This window comes from Nonomuraea sp. NPDC005983 (assembly GCF_040614375.1).
GTDB lineage: Bacteria > Actinomycetota > Actinomycetes > Streptosporangiales > Streptosporangiaceae > Nonomuraea.
This window is the reverse complement of sequence record NZ_JBEXUP010000032.1, coordinates 1-15,961: the sequence shown is the minus strand read 5'-3', so window position 1 is coordinate 15,961 and position 15,961 is coordinate 1. Positions and strand designations below refer to the sequence as shown.

18 protein-coding genes are annotated in these 15,961 nt (G+C 71.5%); 10 read left to right on the top strand and 8 right to left on the bottom strand.

Annotated elements, in window-relative coordinates; translation table 11 throughout:
* Positions 1–84 precede the first annotated feature (84 nt).
* Positions 85–1,305, top strand: coding sequence for a radical SAM family heme chaperone HemW (hemW, locus tag ABZ297_RS16925; protein WP_355346195.1), 1,221 nt, complete (start codon positions 85–87; stop codon positions 1,303–1,305).
* Here hemW and ABZ297_RS16920 read toward each other — a convergent pair.
* The 3 genes from ABZ297_RS16920 to ABZ297_RS16910 are packed head-to-tail and all read right to left on the bottom strand — an operon-like array spanning position 1,298 to position 3,683.
* The gene (locus ABZ297_RS16920) at positions 1,298–2,080 is read right to left on the bottom strand and encodes a DUF4870 domain-containing protein (protein WP_355346192.1); all 783 of its coding nucleotides are present in this window, start codon (positions 2,078–2,080) and stop codon (positions 1,298–1,300) included. The genes hemW and ABZ297_RS16920 overlap by 8 nt on opposite strands.
* Positions 2,077–2,883 (bottom strand): DUF3097 domain-containing protein, encoded by an 807-nt coding sequence (locus ABZ297_RS16915; protein ID WP_355346190.1) that lies wholly within the window; start codon positions 2,881–2,883, stop codon positions 2,077–2,079. Before ABZ297_RS16915 ends, ABZ297_RS16920 begins: the two co-directional genes overlap by 4 nt.
* A gap of 17 nt (positions 2,884–2,900) precedes the next feature.
* The gene (locus ABZ297_RS16910) at positions 2,901–3,683 is read right to left on the bottom strand and encodes a hypothetical protein (protein ID WP_355346187.1); all 783 of its coding nucleotides are present in this window, start codon (positions 3,681–3,683) and stop codon (positions 2,901–2,903) included.
* Positions 3,684–3,838: 155 nt separating this feature from the next.
* On the opposite strand from ABZ297_RS16910, the gene hrcA reads away from it, so the two are divergent.
* Both hrcA and dnaJ read left to right on the top strand, forming a co-directional pair.
* Positions 3,839–4,852: a heat-inducible transcriptional repressor HrcA gene (gene hrcA, locus ABZ297_RS16905; RefSeq protein ID WP_355346184.1), complete on the top strand. Its 1,014-nt coding sequence runs from the start codon at positions 3,839–3,841 to the stop codon at positions 4,850–4,852.
* A gap of 11 nt (positions 4,853–4,863) precedes the next feature.
* On the top strand, positions 4,864–6,003 hold the full coding sequence (gene dnaJ, locus ABZ297_RS16900; RefSeq protein ID WP_355346181.1) for a molecular chaperone DnaJ: 1,140 nt from the start codon (positions 4,864–4,866) through the stop codon (positions 6,001–6,003).
* Here the strand turns inward: dnaJ and ABZ297_RS16895 are convergent.
* Genes ABZ297_RS16895 through ABZ297_RS16885 form a run of 3 tightly spaced genes read right to left on the bottom strand, consistent with a single transcriptional unit; the run spans position 5,990 to position 9,135 of the window.
* Complete coding sequence (locus tag ABZ297_RS16895) at positions 5,990–6,538, bottom strand: ATP/GTP-binding protein (protein ID WP_355346178.1); 549 nt, start codon at positions 6,536–6,538, stop codon at positions 5,990–5,992. The genes dnaJ and ABZ297_RS16895 overlap by 14 nt on opposite strands.
* A 27-nt stretch (positions 6,539–6,565) precedes the next feature.
* Complete coding sequence (locus ABZ297_RS16890; protein ID WP_355346320.1) at positions 6,566–6,979, bottom strand: roadblock/LC7 domain-containing protein; 414 nt, start codon at positions 6,977–6,979, stop codon at positions 6,566–6,568.
* Positions 6,976–9,135, bottom strand: coding sequence for a sensor histidine kinase (locus ABZ297_RS16885; RefSeq protein ID WP_355346175.1), 2,160 nt, complete (start codon positions 9,133–9,135; stop codon positions 6,976–6,978). The genes ABZ297_RS16890 and ABZ297_RS16885 overlap by 4 nt, the downstream gene beginning before the upstream one ends.
* A gap of 111 nt (positions 9,136–9,246) precedes the next feature.
* Between ABZ297_RS16885 and ABZ297_RS16880 the strand changes: the two genes are divergently transcribed.
* Positions 9,247–10,005, top strand: coding sequence for a 16S rRNA (uracil(1498)-N(3))-methyltransferase (locus ABZ297_RS16880; protein ID WP_355346172.1), 759 nt, complete (start codon positions 9,247–9,249; stop codon positions 10,003–10,005).
* A 12-nt stretch (positions 10,006–10,017) separates the two neighbouring features.
* Here ABZ297_RS16880 and ABZ297_RS16875 read toward each other — a convergent pair whose 3' ends face one another.
* Both ABZ297_RS16875 and ABZ297_RS16870 read right to left on the bottom strand, forming a co-directional pair.
* A complete protein-coding gene (locus ABZ297_RS16875; protein WP_355346169.1) occupies positions 10,018–10,668 on the bottom strand; it encodes a hypothetical protein in 651 nt (216 codons plus the stop codon).
* Complete coding sequence (locus ABZ297_RS16870; protein ID WP_080047132.1) at positions 10,665–11,177, bottom strand: SigE family RNA polymerase sigma factor; 513 nt, start codon at positions 11,175–11,177, stop codon at positions 10,665–10,667. The genes ABZ297_RS16875 and ABZ297_RS16870 overlap by 4 nt, the downstream gene beginning before the upstream one ends.
* 284 nt (positions 11,178–11,461) lie before the next feature.
* Between ABZ297_RS16870 and ABZ297_RS16865 the strand changes: the two genes are divergently transcribed.
* The 6 genes from ABZ297_RS16865 to ABZ297_RS16840 all read left to right on the top strand — a co-directional run.
* Positions 11,462–11,806, top strand: coding sequence for a histidine triad nucleotide-binding protein (locus tag ABZ297_RS16865; protein ID WP_355346166.1), 345 nt, complete (start codon positions 11,462–11,464; stop codon positions 11,804–11,806).
* 121 nt (positions 11,807–11,927) lie between these two features.
* The gene (locus ABZ297_RS16860) at positions 11,928–12,929 is read left to right on the top strand and encodes a PhoH family protein (RefSeq protein ID WP_355346163.1); all 1,002 of its coding nucleotides are present in this window, start codon (positions 11,928–11,930) and stop codon (positions 12,927–12,929) included.
* Complete coding sequence (gene ybeY, locus ABZ297_RS16855; protein ID WP_355346160.1) at positions 12,926–13,402, top strand: rRNA maturation RNase YbeY; 477 nt, start codon at positions 12,926–12,928, stop codon at positions 13,400–13,402. Before ABZ297_RS16860 ends, ybeY begins: the two co-directional genes overlap by 4 nt.
* Positions 13,399–14,694, top strand: a complete 1,296-nt coding sequence (locus tag ABZ297_RS16850) for a hemolysin family protein (RefSeq protein ID WP_355346157.1) — start codon at positions 13,399–13,401, stop codon at positions 14,692–14,694. Before ybeY ends, ABZ297_RS16850 begins: the two co-directional genes overlap by 4 nt.
* Positions 14,695–15,000: 306 nt before the next feature.
* Positions 15,001–15,639, top strand: coding sequence for a hypothetical protein (locus ABZ297_RS16845; protein ID WP_355346154.1), 639 nt, complete (start codon positions 15,001–15,003; stop codon positions 15,637–15,639).
* Between the two features lie 10 nt (positions 15,640–15,649).
* On the top strand, positions 15,650–15,961 hold a 312-nt coding region (locus ABZ297_RS16840), incomplete at its 3' end, for a cytidine deaminase (RefSeq protein WP_355346151.1).

Sequence of the window (15,961 nt, the reverse complement as noted above, 5' to 3'; positions counted from 1 at the left end):
AAGGTGGGGGGAGTGGGCGGCTGGTGCGGGGCGTTGGGGGAGGGGGTGGATCGGGTAGTGGGTGGTAGCGGGCAGACTGGAGGCGTGCCATCCACCCTGCCCGACGGCGAGGCCGCCCCTCAGTCCGGCGAGTTGCCCGAGAGCGCGTTGCGCGGCCTCGGTGAGCGCCCGTTCGGCTTCTACGTGCACGTCCCGTTCTGCGTGACGCGCTGCGGCTACTGCGACTTCAACACCTACACCGCCGCCGAGCTGGGCCCCGGCGCCTCGCAGCGCGACTACGCCGACACCGCGATCGAGGAGGTTCGGCTGGCCCGCCGCGTCCTGGGCGACGTGGACCTCCCCGTGGAGACGGTGTTCTTCGGCGGCGGCACCCCGACGCTGCTGCGCGCCGCCGACCTCAGCCGCATCCTGCGCGCCGTCGACACCGAGTTTGGGCTGCGCCCCGGCGCGGAGGTGACCACCGAGGCCAACCCCGAGTCGGTCGATCCCGCCTACCTCGACGGTCTGCTGGAAGCGGGGTTCAACCGGGTCAGCTTCGGCATGCAGAGCGCCCGCGAGCACGTCCTCAAGGTTCTCGACCGCCGGCACACCCCCGGACGGGCGGCGCAGGCCGTCCAGGAGGCGAAGAAGGCCGGGTTCGGGCACGTCAACCTCGACCTGATCTACAGCACGCCGGGCGAGTCCGACGACGACTGGCGGGCCACGCTGGACGCCGCGATCGCCGCCGAGCCCGACCATGTCTCCGCGTACTCGCTGATCGTGGAGGAAGGCACCCGGCTGGCCGCCAGGATCAGGCGCGGCGAGCTGCCCATGCCCGACGACGATGTGGCCGCCGACCGCTACCAGATCGCCGACTCCATGCTGGAGGCGGCCGGTTTCCGCTGGTATGAGGTGTCGAACTGGGCGACGTCCGACGAGGCCAGATGCCGGCACAACCTGCTCTACTGGACCGGCGGCGACTGGTGGGCGGCCGGGCCGGGCGCGCACAGCCACGTCGGCGGCACCCGCTGGTGGAACGTCAAACATCCGGCCGCGTACGCGCAGCGCCTGGCCGCGGGCACCTCGCCCGCGCACGCGCGCGAGGTGCTCCCCGCCGAGGACCGCGACGTCGAGCGGTTGATGCTGGAACTGCGGCTGGCGTCCGGCTATCCGCTCGCCGGCGTCGCCCCGGGCGCCCGGTCGGCCGTCGCGGCCGCCCTCGGCAACGGGCTGCTGGAGACGGAGCCGTTCAAGGCGGGACGGATGGTGCTCACCCTGAAGGGGCGGCTGCTCGCCGACGCGCTGGTGCGCGACCTCGTCATGTGATCAGGCGGATGGCGATCGGGTAGCGGTAGTTCGCGCCGCGGTTGGCGGCGATGGCGGCCTGGATGTGGAAGATCAGCGACACGATCCAGACGAGCGGCAGCAGGATGAGGCCGATCAGGACGATCGTCAGGACTCCGGCGACCAGGTAGCCGATGAACATCGTGATCTGGAAGTTCAGGGCCTCCGCCGCCTGGTCCCGGACGTACGGGGACTCGTCCTTCTTCATCAGGTAGATGATCAGCGGGCCGACCCAGGAGACGACCAGGCCGAGCAGGTGGGCCAGCATCGCCATCGTGGTGTCGTCGCTGCCGGGGCGCGGGCCGTACTTGCCGGGCACATGCGGCTCCTGCCGCGGCGCCCCGTAACCGTAGCCGGGCGGCGGCGGAGCGGACTGCCCGTAGGCGTGATCAGCCTGGGCGCCGTAACCGGCCCCCGGCCCGTAACCGGGCTGCTGGCCATAGCCGGGCTGCCCGCCGTAACCGGGCTGCTGGCCGTACTGAGGGCCGGAGGGGGGCGGGTACTGCGGCCCGGACGGAGCCCCGAACTGCGGCCCGTACTGGGGGCCGGACGGGGAGGACCCGTACTGAGGGCCCGAAGGCGGCCCGTACTGGGGGCCGGATGGCGGCCCGTACTGGGGGCCGGATGGCGGCCCGTACTGGGGGCCGGATGGCGGCCCGTACTGGGGGCCCGAGGGCGAGGCGGGCGGGATGTCCGAGGGATTGACGCGCCTCGTGGCGTCGTCGTCGGGCGGCGGCTGCGGCTGGTCCTGGCTCATGTTGCCTCCGTGACGAAGTCGATCAGTTCCTCGACCCGCCCGAGCAGGTCGGGCTCGAGGTCGGTGTACGTCGAGACGGCGCCGAGGATCCGCCTCCACGCGTCGGCCGGCTCCACGCCCCAGCCCAGGGCGGCGATCACACCCTCCTTCCAGGGCAGGCCGCGTGGCACGTCCGGCCAGGCCGGGATGCCCAGCACCGACGGCTTGACCGCCTGCCAGACGTCCACGTACGGATGGCCCACCACGAGCACGTGCGGGGAGGTGACCTGGGCGGCGATCCGGCTCTCCTTGGACCCGGGCACCAGGTGGTCGACCAGCACGCCGAGCCGTCGCCCCGGCGCGGGCCCGAACTCGGCGACGATCGCCGGCAGGTCGTCGACGCCCTCCAGGTACTCGACCACGACCCCTTCCACCCGCAGGTCGTGGCCCCAGATCCGTTCCACCAGCGCGGCGTCGTGCACGCCTTCCACGTAGATCCGGCTCTCTCTGGCGACGCGGGCGCGCAGCCCTTCGACCGCGATCGAGCCCGACGCGCTCCGCCGTGGCGCCCCGGTCGCGGCGGTGGGCCGTACCAGCGTCACGACCTGGCCTTCGAGCAGGAAGGCGGCGGGCGCGAGCGGGAACAGGCGGCGCTTGCCGAACCGGTCCTCCAGCGTGACGGCCTCCTTGTCGCACGACACCACGGCCCCGCAGAAGCCGCTGTCGGCGTCTTCGACGACCAGGTCCGGTTCGGCGGGCACCTGCGGGATCTTCCCCTTGCCCGGTCGCCGCCAGTTCCCCGCGAGAACGTCTCCCTCGTACACACGGGGACCGTAGCAAATCACCCGCCGACCGCAAGGCGCTTGCGGTGACTGCCGCGTCGCATGAGGACGACGACCGTCACGATGATCGCGGCCAGCACCCCCAGCCCCGGGATGAGCACCAGCGCGGCCACCCCGCCCACCATGCCGCCCGCGGCGGCGGTCAGCTCGCGGCCCACGCCGAACTTCACGTCCGCCTGTTCCTGGGTGACGCAGAGGAGCTTGTAGTCGCCCTTGGCGGGCGCGTTGACGACCAGGATGAGCTCCCAGACGTCGCCGTCGTCCGTCACCGTCTGGTTGATCGGCGTGTTGGCCAGCTTGGCCTGCCCGGGGCCGCCGGAGATGCGGCACTCGTAGTGCACCTGGGAGGCGCTGGCGAGGTAGATCGCGGGCTTGTCGGCGGGGTCGACGGTGACGGTGACGTCCTGGCCGGACGCGAACGTCTTGGACGGCGCGGCGCTCGTCACGGAGCCCAGGACGCCGGCGCCGAACAGGACCACGCCGACCACGACGCAGATGACCGCGACACCCCAGCCCAGTGCGATCCACCACAGGCGCGGCCTGATCTGCTTGGGGTCCACGGGGGGCGGGAACTGGTAGGGCTGGCCGTACGGAGGCGGCGGAGGGTACTGCGGCTGGCCGTAAGGAGGGCCGTATGGAGGCTGCCCGAACTGGGGAGGTTGCCCGAACTGGGGAGGTTGCCCGAACTGGGGAGGTTGCCCGAACTGAGGAGGCTGACCGGGGTACGAGGGACCCTGCCCGGGCGGCGGGCCGAAGGTCGGGGGCTGGGATTTGTCGGTCATGTCCGCAAGTGTGATGCCTGCCGCTTGGAACTGACTAGCAGGACGTTGGACGCCTGTGTCATCGCGCCTGGTGACCAGGAGCCGTACACTTGGCACTCGGGAACACAGAGTGCTAGATCTGTCGTTCCCGAAGGAAGAGGCAGGGAGGTGAGCACGTGCTCGATGATCGGAAGCTGGCGGTGCTCCGCGCCATTGTCGAGGATTACGTGTCCACCAATGAACCGGTGGGCTCCAAGGCGCTGGCCGAGCGCCACAACCTCAAGGTCTCCCCGGCGACGGTCAGGAACGACATGGCCGCGCTGGAGGAGGAGGGGTACATCACCCAGCCGCACACCAGTGCGGGCCGCGTCCCGACGGACAAGGGTTACCGCCTGTTCGTCGACCGGCTGTCACAGGTGAAGCCGCTGTCCGGGGCGGAGCGCAGGGCGATCGAGACGTTCCTGGCGGGCGCGGTCGACCTCGACGACGTGGTGACCCGCACGGTGCGGCTGCTCGCGCAGCTCACCAGGCAGGTCGCGGTCGTGCAGTACCCCACCCTGACCCGTTCCACGGTGCGGCACGTCGAGCTGGTCCCCCTGAACGAGCGGCGGGTCATGCTCGTTCTGATCACCAACACCGGCCGCGTCGAGCAGCGGGTGATCGAGCTGCCCGAGGTGGTGGAGGACACCCGCGTCGCGCACCTGCGCGCGGTCCTCAACGCCTGCCTCGACGGCTGCGGCCTGACCAACGTGCCCGAGCAGATCGCCGACCTGCCCGAGCGGCTGCCCGTCGAAGACCGTCCTGTGGTGGCGACGATCCTGTCGGTGCTGCTGGAGACGCTGGTCGAACGGCACGACGAGAAGATCGTGTTCGCGGGTGCGGCCAACCTGGCGGGGGCCGACTTCACTGTCGGCCTGCGCGACGTGCTCGAAGCGCTGGAGGAGCAGGTCGTGCTCATGCGGCTGCTCGGCGAGACTTCCACAGACACACCGTCCGCGCTCACCGTGCGCATCGGGTCGGAGAACCCGTATCTACGGGGCACGTCCATCGTCGCGACCGGATACGGTTCCGGTGACAGACAACTGGCCCGGCTCGGCGTGCTGGGTCCCACAAGGATGGACTACCCCGTGACGATGGGCGCCGTGCGCGCGGTGGCACGCTACGTCAGCCAGATCCTGGCTGCATCTTAAGAGGTCGATAAGTGGCAAACAGCGACTACTACGCCACCCTCGGGGTGCGCCGTGACGCCAGTCAGGACGAGATCAAGAAGGCCTACCGCAGGCTGGCACGCGAACTGCACCCCGACGTGAACCCCGATCCCGAGACCCAGGAACGGTTCAAGGAGATCACGCAGGCCTACGAGGTGCTGTCCGACCCGAACAAGCGCCAGATGTACGACCTGGGCGGCGACCCCTTCGGCGGCGCCGGGGCGGGCGCGGGGGCAGGCGGTTTCGGCGCCGGCTTTCCGTTCAGCGACATCATGGACGCCTTCTTCGGCACGGCCGGAGCCACCCGCGGCCCCCGCACCAGGGCCCGCAGGGGCAGGAACGCGACCATCCGCGTCGAGCTCGACCTGCGCGAGACCGCCTTCGGCACCACCCGCGAGCTGGTCGTCGACACGGCCGTGCGCTGTGAGGTCTGCCAGGGCGCGGGCGCCGCGCCCGGCACCCACCCCGACACCTGCGACATGTGCTCGGGGCGCGGCGAGATCTCCCAGGTCACCCGGTCGTTCCTGGGCCAGGTGATGACGTCGCGGCCGTGCCCCCAGTGCGGCGGTTTCGGCACCATCATCCGCCACCCCTGCCAGGAGTGCTCGGGCGACGGGCGCGTCCGCACCCGGCGTACGATCAAGGTGCGCATCCCCGCGGGCGTCGAGGACGGCACGCACATCCAGCTCGCCGGGGAGGGCGAGGTCGGCCCCGGCGGCGGCCCGCCCGGAGACCTGTTCCTCGAGATCGTCGAGCGTGCGCACGAGATCTTCGAGCGGCGCGGCGACGACCTGCACTGCACGGTGCAGATCCCGATGACGGCCGCCGCGCTCGGCACCATCCTCGCGGTCGAGACCCTCGACGGCTCGGAGGAGATCGACGTCCGGCCGGGAACCCAGGCGGGTCAGGTCATCACCATGTACGGGCGCGGCGTGCAGCGGCTCAACGAGTCGGGCCGTGGCGACCTGCTGATCCACGTCAACGTCGAGACCCCGATGCGGCTCGACCAGGCGCAGGAGGATCTGCTGCGCGAGCTGGCCAAGCAGCGCGGCGAGGAGCGCCCGCCCGGCAAGTTCGCCCCCGGCCAGCAGGGCTTCTTCTCGCGGTTGCGCGACGCCTTCAACGGGAGGTGACCCCGTCGAGGAGCGCCGCGATGGCCTCCTTGACCGACTCCCCGTCGCGGGCGTCGCAGTCGACGAACGGCACGTCGGAGGCGACGCCCAGGGCCTCGCGCACCTCGTCCAGGTCGAATCGCGCGGCCCCGTCGAAGTTGTTGACGGCCACCGCGAACGCCATCCCGCGCTCCTCGAAGAAGTCGACCGCCGGGAAGCACTGCTCGATCCTGCGCGTGTCGACCAGGACGACCGCGCCGAGCGCGCCGTGTACCAGGTCGTCCCAGAGGAAGGCGAAGCGGGCCTGCCCAGGGGTGCCGAACAGGTAGAGCACGACTCCGTTGCGCAGGGTGAGCCGGCCGAAGTCGAAGGCGACGGTCGTCGCGGCCTTACGGTCCACGCCGAACAGGCACTCGGCGGTGGTGATGGCCGCCTCGGCGGTTACCGGTTCGACCTCGGAGACCGCGCCCACGAACGTGGTCTTACCGGCGCCGAAGCCGCCCGCGACCACGATCTTCGCCGACCGCGCGGCCGGCGGGTCAGCCCGCGACACCACGGCCGCCCCTGTCCGCCGGTGGCCGGCTCACCATGGCAGCGTGTTCTTCAGCGACGCGACGAGCTGCGGCGTCAGCACCCCGCCGACCCGCTCGCACAGCACGGCCATCTCGTGGCCGATGAGCCCCAGGTCGCAGTTCACGTCGGCGAGCACGCCCAGGCAGCTGCCGTCGGAGATCACCGAGACGAGCAGGAACCCCTTGTTCATCTCGACCATGACCAGCTTCAGCCCGGCCATGCCGTACCTGCGGGAGGCGCTCCTCGACAGGCTCGACAGGCCCGACACGATGGCCGCGAGCTGCTCGCCGCCCTCCCTGCCCAGCCCCTCTGACACCGCCATGAGCAGCCCGTCGGAAGAGACCGCGACGGCGTCCGTGACGCCGTCGGTGCCCTTCACGAAGTTCGCGAGCAGCCAGTTGAAGTTCTGCGCCTCCGTGCTCACGGGCATGCGGAGTCCTCCTGTTCCCTCTCGCGGGCGGCCTGCCGCTCTCCCTCGCGCACGCCTGCCCTGAACGTGTTGAGCATGGTCCTGACACGCTCGGGCGAGCGTGCCGCCTGCTCCGCCGGCCCGCAGTGGGCGAACTCCTCCGCACGGCGGCGTCCGCGCGCCCTGGGTCTCCGGCGGACCAGGCCGTTCGCGGTCGTCGCCGGCGCCGCGTCCTGGTCGGCCGCCAGCAGCCCCTCGGGCAGTACGACCCGCGCGGTGACGCCGCTCAGCGGCGACTCGTGCAGCCACACGCGGACGCCGAGCCGCTCGGCCAGCCTGCCGACCACGTAGTGGCCGAGGTAACGGGTCGGTGCCACCAGGAAGCTCCGCTCGCCGCGCAGCCTGGCGTTGGCCGTGGTCAGCTCGTCCGCCGACATGCCGACGCCCTGGTCGATGACGGCGACGTGGTACTCGCCCGCGTCGGCGCGTCCCTGGATCTCCACCTGCGCGCCGGGCGGCGAGAACGCCAGCGCGTTCTCCACCAGCTCGGCCACCAGGTGCGCGACCTCCGCCACCACGGCGCCCCTGACCAGTGCGTCGTCGATCCGGCACAGCATGACCCGGCGGTAGTCCTCGACCTCGGCCACGGCCGAGCGCAGCACGTCGCCCACCGCGACGGGCTCCGACGAGCGGCGCGGCCCGTGCTCGCCCACCAGCACCAGCAGGCTCTCGGCGTTCCTGCGCATCCGGGTGGCCAGGTGGTCGAGCTCGAACAGGCAGGCCAGCGCGTCGGGGTCGGACTCCTCGCGCTCCAGCGCGCTGATGAAGCCGAGCTGGCGGCGCAGCAGGGTCTGGTTGCGGTGACCCAGGTGGGCCAGCGACTCGGCGGTGTTGCGGCGCAGCTGCGTCTGCTCGGCGGCCAGCCGCACCGCGGTCGCGTGCACGTTCCGCAGCGCGCCCGCCACCTCGGCGAACTCGTCGTCGCGGCTGTCGAGGGGGGAGTCGAAGGCGAGCTGCGCGGGTTCGGCGCCGTCGTCGGCCTGGACGCGGGCGACGGCCTCGGGCAGGCGGCGCTCGGCCACCTCGTTGGCGTCGCCGATGAGCTGGCGCAGCGGGCGCAGGATCGAGCGGAACGTCGCCACGCCGAGCACCACCGCGCCCGCGAGCAGCGCCGTGACCAGCACGCCGAACGCTGCCAGGCGGTGGGTGGCGCGGTCCGTCAGGCCCGCCGCCAGGGCGCGCACGTCGTCGCCGACGGCCCGCTGCACACCGCGCAGGCCGTCGATGTAGGCGGTGATCGCGGCGTACCAGGAGCGGGAGCTCAGGTGGAGCTGCTGGCCGCGCGAGCCCGCGATGGCCTTCAGCTCCATGGTGGCCGTGGTGGTGGCGGGGACGTCCTGCTGCACCCGGCTCAGCGCGGCGATCTCCTTCTGGGTGGCCAGGCGCTGGAATCGGTCGAACGCGGCCAGCTTGGCGGCGCGGGTCTCCAGGAAGCGCACGTACTCCTCGGTGCTGAACGACCCGGCGGCGAACGCGCCGGTGACGGTGGCGCGCTCCTGGCCGGTCGCCTCCTTGGCCCGGCTGAGGGCTTCCAGCGACTGGAGGCCGCGCAGCAGGGCCGGGTCGCTGCGGCCGACGTCCACGGAGAAGGACGCGTCGATGATCGCGCCGATCGCGGCCGTGAAGTAGCCGAAGCACTCCTGGCCGGTCGCGCTCCCGGTGTCGGCGGCGGCCCGGGTGGCGGTCAGCGCCGCCAGCCGTCCGAGCGCGGCGCGCATGCCGGCCGCGCCGGGCGCGCCGCGTACGGCGGGGGTGGACAGCAGCGCGTCGAGCGACGTCCACGCCTTGTCGGTGACGCGCCGCTGCACCGCCAGGTCGGTCTGGAAGCGCTTCTCGCCGCCGACCAGGCCCGCCGTCAGCCCGCGCTCGCGCTGGAGGGAGTGGACCAGGTCCTGGGCGGAGAGCAGCAGGTCGACATGGCGGGCGGCCGCGTACACGTCGGCCCTGGCCCTCAGCTGGGCGGCCGCCCCTGCCCCTGCCAGGCAGATCATCAGGACCGTGGGGACGGCGAGCACAACCGTGAGCCGGGCCCTGATGGTGCGGGGCCAGCGCGGCCGGCGGCCGCCGCCGGCCGGGGCGCCGGCCGGGGGGCTGGCAGGGGGAACGGTCATCGGTCCGACCCCTCGTAAAGTGACGTGAGAGACGTGCGATTGCGAACGCCACCGTATGCGCTACGTGTTCGCCCTGCTACCCGTTGTGAGAATCTGAGAGGGTGATCGCCGGTGACCGTGCCGGTTTTCCTGGCCGACGACCTGGCCGACGACCTGGCCGACGACCTGGCCGACCGGGCAGCGGCCGAGCTGGTCCTCGGCGGCCCCGAGGGGCGGCACGCCGCCGCCGTGCGGCGCCTGCGGGCGGGGGAGCGGGTCGACCTGACCGACGGCGCGGGCGTGGTCGCCGAGTGCGTGGTGCGCGAGGTGCTGAAGGACTCACTCAGGCTGGACGTGCTCGCCCGCTACGAGGTGCCCGCGCCCACGCCGAGGCTGGTCGTCGTCCAGGGGCTGCCGAAGGGTGACAGGGGCGAGCTGGCGGTGGAGATGATGACCGAGGCGGGCGTGGACGTGATCGTCCCCTGGTCGGCCTCGCGCAGCGTCACCCAGTGGAAGGGCGACAGGGCCGCCAAGGCGCTGGGCAGGTGGCGGTCCACGGCACGGGAGGCGGGCAAGCAGGCCCGCCGGTTCCACCTGCCCGAGGTGGCCGAGCTCGCGTCCACCGCCCGGGTGGAGGCGCTGCTGGCGCAGGCGGCGCTCGGGCTGGTGCTGCACGAGGAGGCGGAGCAGCCGTTGTCAGGGGCGGAGCTGCCGGTCAGCGGCGACATCGTGATGGTGGTGGGGCCCGAGGGCGGGGTCTCCGAGGAGGAGCTGGCCAGGTTCACGGCGGCGAAGGCGCTGCCGGTCCTGCTGGGGCCCACGGTGCTGCGGACCTCGACGGCCGGGGTGGCGGCGGCGGCCGTCCTGCTCACCAGGAGCGGGCGGTGGTGACGCCTCAGGCGGTCACGGTGTGGCCTGCGGGGTGGCGATCAGCGGGTTGATGACGTCGCTCGGCGTGGGTGCCAGGTCGGTCGGGGGGCACTCCTCGACCGGGCAGGGCCCGGTGGGCGGGCCGGTCTCCGAGACCGACGTCGAGGGAGTCGGCGTCGCGGTGGGCGTGGGGGTGGGGGTCTCCTCCGCGGGGCAGTCGTCGGGCGGCTGCTCCTGCGTGGACGTCGGGCAGCGGGTGGGGGTCGGCTTGGGCGACGGCTTGCTGGTCGACCTGGCCGTCTCCGACGCCTGCGGCGGCGCGCTGGTATGCGGGTCGGGCACGACCACGATCGGAGGGTCCTGGCTGGGCTGCTCCGTGGGGCGCGGCGAGCGCGGGTTGCTGGTCGAGGAGTTGGCGGGCGGCTTGGAGGTGCTGTTGACGTCCTGGATGGTGGACTGGAGGTTGGTGCGCAGCTCGGGGACGACCATCACGATCGTCCCCGCGACCAGCACCGCGCTGGCGGCGGCAGCGCCGGCCCGCCACCAGAACAGGTTGCGCGCCCCGCGCCGCTCGATGCGGGCGCGAATGATCTCCAGCCCCTCCGGCGACGGCACGACCGTGTCCGCCTCCGCGCGGAGGGCACGGCGCAGCAGATCGCCGTGCTCGTCGGGGGACTGGGTCATGACATCTTCTCCAGGACGGATCGCAGAGCGGCCATGCCGCGCGCCGTGTGGCTCTTGACCGCGCCTTTGCTGATGCCCATGGCGTGGGCGATCTCAGCCTCTGACAGATCACCGTAGTAACGAAGGACGAGTGCCTCTCTCTGGCGTGTGGGCAGGGCGCGTAACGCCTCGATGACGGCGGAGCGTTCGAGTTCGCCGATGGCGCCGTTCTCGGCGCTCGGCGCGTCGGGCAGGCCCTTGGGGGCGTACTTCTCGACGACCGCGCGGTGACGCAGCACGGAACGGGACCGGTTGACGACGGATTGACGCAGATAGGCGAGTGCTTTGTCGGGATCACGCAGTCTACGCCACGCGCCATGGATGGCGACGAACGCGTCCTGCACGACTTCCTCCGCGGTTGCTATGTCGCGTACCAGCAACACAGCGAGACGCACCAGTGACCGAAAGTGCGCGCTGTACAGCGCGGTAACGGCCATGTCGGCGTCCCACCCGACCGGCACCGCCCCCATCGACCTGTCGGCCAGAAGGGTTTCGGTGGTCACATCTGTGGGACGCTCGGCCTTCCCAGAGGGTTTACGCTCTTCCGGTTCCTTAGGGGGCATTACCCAGTCGTGTCCTCGCCAGGTGACGACCTCTGACCGTGAATCGTCCTGTTTTGCTGAAGTCTCGCACTCCCACCCTAACCTCGGGGATCTTCCCACGCACGACACGGCGGATTACCGATTCGCAACGGACACAGGCGATCCGGGAGCGGTCCAAGATCGGTCAGGTGGTCTGTGGGTAGGGTGCTGTCGTGACCGACTGCCTCTTCTGCAAGATCGTGGCCAAGGAGATCCCGGCCGAGATCGTCCTGGAGACCGACAGGGCGCTGGCGTTCCGCGACATCAACCCGCAGGCTCCCACGCACGTGCTGGTCGTCCCGAAGGAGCATCACGCCGACGCGGCCGCCCTGGCCGCGGCCGACGACGGCCTCGCCGACGACGTGCTCAAGGCCGCGCACGCGGTGGCCGTCCAGGAGGGCACGGCCGAGCCGGGCTACCGGGTGGTCTTCAACACCGGCCCCGCCGCCGGGCAGACGGTCTTCCACGTGCACGCGCACGTTCTGGGCGGGCGGGCCCTGGAGTGGCCGCCGGGGTGATATTGGCGCGAGCGAGCAGCCTGGTGGCGGCTACGATGAGGGCGAGAAGCACACCCGAATCGAGACCGGGAGGCATCAGGCCGCTGGCCTGCCCATGTCCGAACTACATGAATCACGACGGATGGCGCCGCCTTCGCGTACCCAAGCCAAGGTGCTCATTCCGGACGAATACCCGATGGTCAGCCTCCTGGGCTCCCGTGACGAGCTGCTGCGCGTCATCGAGAGTGCCTTCAGGGCCGACATCCACGTGCGCGGCAACGAGATCACCGTCACCGGCAGCCCCGACGAGAGCGGCACAGTGGTGCGCCTGTTCGAGGAGCTGGTGGAGGTGCTGCGCAGCGGAGGCGACCTGACCCCCGACGCGGTCGAGCGGAGCATCGCCATGCTGCGCATGACCTCTGACCGCCCGGCCGAAGTGCTCTCGCTCGACATCCTCTCCTCGCGCGGACGCACCATCAGGCCCAAGACGGTCAACCAGAAGCGCTACGTCGACGCCATCGACAAGCACACGGTCGTGTTCGGCATCGGCCCCGCGGGCACCGGCAAGACCTACCTCGCGATGGCCAAGGCGGTGCGCGCGCTGCAGGAGAAGCGGGTCAACCGCATCATCCTGACCCGTCCCGCGGTCGAGGCCGGAGAGCGGCTCGGCTTCCTCCCCGGCACCCTCTACGAGAAGATCGACCCCTACCTCCGGCCCCTGTACGACGCGCTGCACGACATGGTCGACCCCGACTCGATCCCGAAGCTGATGGCGGCGGGCACGATCGAAGTCGCGCCGCTGGCGTACATGCGCGGGCGCACGCTGAACGACGCCTTCATCATCCTCGATGAGGCGCAGAACTCCTCCGCCGAGCAGATGAAGATGTTCCTCACCCGGCTCGGCTTCAACTCCAAGATCGTCGTGACGGGTGACGTCACGCAGGTCGACCTGCCGAACGGCACGGTCAGCGGCCTGCGGGTGGTGCAGGAGATCCTCGACGGAATCCCCGACATCCACTTCTCCCGGCTGTCGAGCGCCGACGTGGTCCGGCACAAGCTGGTCAGCGAGATCGTCGACGCCTACGGCCGTTACGACGCCCTGCAGGAACCCAAGCAGATCCAGCACCGGGGTAAGCGGCGATGAGCATCGAGATCAACAACGAGTCCGGCGTCGAGGTCGACGAGGAGAACCTCGCCCGTCTCGCCGCCCACGTGCTCGGCGAGATGGGCGTCAACCCGCTCGCCGAGCTGTCCATCGTGGTCGTCGACGAGGACGCCATGGCCGAGCTGCACGAGAAGTGGATGGGCGAGCCCGGCCCGACCGACGTGCTCGCCTTCCCGATGGACGAGCTGCGTCCCGGCGGGGGCGCGCGCGGCGACGCCGAGGCCCCTGCCGATCCGGCGCTCCTCGGCGACGTGGTGCTCTGCCCGCAGGTCGCTACCAGGCAGGCGGCGGAGGCCGGGCACAGCGCCCAGGACGAGCTCGAGCTGCTCTGCACGCACGGCATCCTGCACCTGCTCGGCTACGACCACGCCGAGCCGGAGGAGCACAAGGAGATGTTCGGCCTGCAGGGCCAGCTGCTCGAGTCGTGGCAGGAGGTGCGCAACTCGCGGTGAACGCCTGGTTGCCCCTGGCCATCGCCCTCGTGGTGATCGGTGGCCTGATCGCCAGTGCGGAAACGGCGCTGACGCGAATCTCCAGGGTGCGTGCCGAGGAGTTCGTCAGGCAGGGCAGGCGAGGCGCGCAGCGCCTGCAGGCCATCGTGACCGACCCGCCGCGCTACCTCAACCTGCTGCTCCTGCTGAGGCTGAGCTGCGAGCTGGTCGCCACGGTGATCACCACCCTGCTCCTCATCGACCAGATGGGCGACCAGGGCTGGGCCTACGTGACGGCCGCCGCCGTGATGATCGTCGTCAGCTACGTGATCGTCGGCGTCTCGCCGCGCACGCTCGGCCGCCAGCACGCCGAGCCCGTCGCCCTGGCCAGCGCCCCCATCGTCTACGGGCTGACCCGCATCTTCGGGCCGCTGCCCAAACTGCTCATCCTGCTCGGCAACGCGCTCACCCCCGGCAAGGGCTTCCGCGAGGGCCCGTTCACCTCCGAGGCCGAGCTGCGCGACCTGGTGGACCTGGCGGAGGAGCGCCGGGTGATCGAGCCCGACGAGCGCGAGATGATCCACTCGGTCTTCGAGCTGGGCGACACGCTGGTGCGCGAGGTCATGGTGCCGCGTACCGACATGGTCTTCATCGAGCGGGGCAAGACTCTCAGCCAGGCGCTCTCGCTGGCGCTGCGCAGCGGCTTCTCCCGCATCCCCGTCGTGGGCGAGAACGAGGACGACGTCATCGGCATCGCCTACCTGAAGGACATCACCCGCAGGGTGCACGAGTCCGGCGCGGACGGTGGCAGGGAGAAGATCGAGTCGATCATGCGTCCGGCCGCGTACGTGCCGGAGAGCAAGCCGATCGACCAGCTCCTGCGCGAGATGCAGGCCCGGCAGATCCACATGGCGATCGTCATCGACGAGTACGGCGGCACGGCCGGGCTGGTGACGATCGAGGACGTCCTGGAGGAGATCGTCGGCGAGATCACCGACGAGTACGACCAGGAGGCGCCCCGCGTCGAGGCGATGTCCGACGGCGCGCTGCGTGTGACGGCCCGGATGCCGGTCGACGAGCTGGCCGAGCTCTTCGACACCGAGATCGAGGTCGACGACGTCGAGACGGTCGGCGGGTTGCTGGCGCACGCCCTCGGCCGGGTCCCGATCGCGGGCTCCGAGGCCGAGGTGGCCGGGCTGAGGCTCACCGCCGAGAGCCTCGCGGGGCGTCGCAACCGCATCAGCACCGTGGTGGTCCGCCACGTCAAGCCGGACGAGGACGACCAGGCCGCACTCCCCGCCGAGCAGAATTGAGGCGGTTTGTGGTGATACGCCGCAAGTGTTCTACAAGTCAGTTGCAAGCGCGGTCCGGCAGTCTCTTCCTCGACGCCCCAGTGCGGTGGGCGTCACGAGGAGGCACCCGACGCCGGGTGGGGTTCGCGGCGGAAGGGTGTCCCTGGGGGGACGGCAACGTCTCGGTCAGCTAGCCGGCCGTGACGTTGTTCGGCGTAAAGGGTGCTCTCGTCCGGAAAGCCGGACGAGAGCACCCTTTAGGGTTATTGGGCTCTTCAGAGGATTGCCGTATTCGGCGCATGGGGAGGCTGCGGTCCAGGGGGAATCATGAAACGCGGACTGCGGATCATCACCATCGCCTGCGTACTCCTGGCCGGAGGGGCGGCCGGGTGCGGCGGCGGGAAGGTACAGGGCGGCACCGACGCGCAGGCGACGGCGCGGCTGCGAGGGCTCCTGACCAAGGAGCCACGGCTGCCCGACGGCTTCTCGACCAGGCCCGACCAGGCGTGGCGGATGCCGTTCAAGCCGCACGACCGCAACTGCCGGACCGTCCTGCAGGCGGCAGGAGGGGGCGCGCCCAAGCGGGCGCTGACCGCCCAGGCCGCGGCCAGCTACCAGGGCGACGGCCTCGGCGAGCAGGCCGCGGTGGGACTGGCCCAGTACGCCGGATCGGAGGCGGCGGACCACATCGACGACCTCAGCAGGGCCCTGGACGCCTGCAGGACGGTCCGCGCGGGCGACGGCACCGACCTGACCCTGCGCGAGCTGCCGATGAAGGACGTGGGCGACGAGACGGTCGCCGCCGAGCTGCGCGGACGCCTCAACGGCTACCCGTACGCGCTGGACGTGGTGCTCGCCCGCTCGGGCGACATGCTGGTGTCGATCGTCCACACCGGCCTGTCGACCGTCGATTCGCACCGGACGCGGCAACTGCTCAACTCGGTGATCGGGATGGCCAGCGCCTAACCTTGGTGTCGTGAACCCTGAAGACAGCAAGCTCATCACCCTGGCCCGCTCCGCCCGGGCGCGCAACGCCACCGCGGAGGGCGCGGCCGTCCGCGACGAGACCGGGCGCACCTACGCGGCGAGCGACGTCGCCCTCGCCTCGCTCACGCTCTCGGCCGTCCAGGTCGCGGTGGCCATGGCGGTCTCCAGCGGCGCGCAGTCGCTGGAGGCGGCGGCGCTCGTGACGGCCGGCGAGGGGCCGTGGGGCGGCGGCGAGGCGGGGGCGGGCGGGGTGGGGGGGGAGGGGGGGCGGGGGGGGGGCCCCCCCGGGCCCCCGCGGGAC